This is a genomic window from Clostridioides sp. ES-S-0190-01 (genome assembly GCF_020658275.1).
Classification (GTDB): domain Bacteria; phylum Bacillota; class Clostridia; order Peptostreptococcales; family Peptostreptococcaceae; genus Clostridioides.
The window spans coordinates 1-1,163 of the sequence record NZ_JACVWA010000029.1 but is presented as its reverse complement, the minus strand read 5'-3'; the positions used below and the strand labels follow the sequence as shown (position 1 = coordinate 1,163).

At 28.0% G+C, this 1,163-nt stretch carries 1 protein-coding gene and 1 pseudogene; both read right to left on the bottom strand.

Annotated features, from left to right (window positions below; genetic code table 11):
• Positions 1 to 59 precede the first annotated feature (59 nt).
• Entirely contained in the window at positions 60 to 815 is a 756-nt protein-coding gene (locus tag IC214_RS12515; RefSeq protein WP_227866708.1) for an ATP-binding cassette domain-containing protein, read from the bottom strand.
• A pseudogene (locus tag IC214_RS12510) lies at positions 802 to 1,163 on the bottom strand (ABC transporter permease); the annotation flags it as partial. The pseudogene IC214_RS12510 and the gene IC214_RS12515, both read right to left, overlap by 14 nt.

Below are 1,163 nucleotides of genomic sequence, written 5' to 3'. Positions count from 1 at the left end.
ATTTTATAAATAAACTAATTTGTAACTAAGCTAAAATTAAATTATCATAATATATACTTTTAAACAGCATATTCAAATTTTTCTAAGATTTCTTCAACTGTTAATTCTTCTTTTTCTTTTCCCTTTATATCTAAGACAACTTCACCTTTATGGAGCATAATTAATCTATCTCCATATTGAAGAGCATGCTTTAAGTTGTGAGTTACCATAAGTGTAGTTATATTTTTTTCTCTTACAATTTTATCGGTTAATTCAATTACCTCATTTGATGTTTTTGGGTCAAGAGCTGCTGTATGCTCATCAAGTAACAAAACTGAAGGACTTGTTAAGCATGACATAATTAGTGAAAGTGATTGTCTTTGACCTCCTGATAAAAATTGTACTTGTACGTCTAGGTATTTTTTTAAATCTAGAGAAACTCCTTCTAATAAATTTTCTAGAAAATCTCTTTTATAACGAAGACATTTTTTTAGATTTAATAACTTACCTTTATTAAGAGCCAAAGATAAATTTTCTCTAACTGTCATAGAGGGACAAGTTCCTAAACTTGGGTCTTGAAAAACTCTACTTACTATTTGAGTTCTTCTATGTTCAGCCAAATTAGATAAATTGTGTTTATTTAATAATACTTGGCCAGAAGATTCTTTTATAAGACCCGATATTATATTTAATAAAGTGGATTTACCAGTTCCATTGCTACCTATGATACTTACAAATTCACCGTCTTCTATGTCAATTGATAAATTTTCAAATATAGTATTAGGTTGACCGTATGGATTTGGGAAACTCTTTGAAAGATTTTTAATTTGTAACATCTATAACACCTCTTTTTTCAGATTTATTTTTGGTACTAGCCTTGTACTTGTTTTTTTTTAGTGAGATATTTAAGTTACTAGTAGCTAAGAAAGCTATTATAACTATGGCAGTTATCAGTTTTAAATCAGTTGATAACATACCTAAACTCATTGCAAAGTATATAGTGAATTGGTATATGAAAGAACCAACAATTATTGCAGTAGTATTTTTAATGAAAGTGAATTTCTTAAATAATGTAATACCAATTATGATAGAAGCAATTCCAAGTACTAAAGTTCCGATACCCATATTTACATCTGAGAATCCTAAGAATTGAGCCATCAAACTACCAGATAAAGCTATAAGTC

Excerpts from the sequence above, each read along its gene's own strand:
- IC214_RS12515 (WP_227866708.1), bottom strand. The coding sequence starts at position 815 with ATGTTACAAATTAAAAATCTTTCAAAGAGTTTCCCAAATCCATACGGT.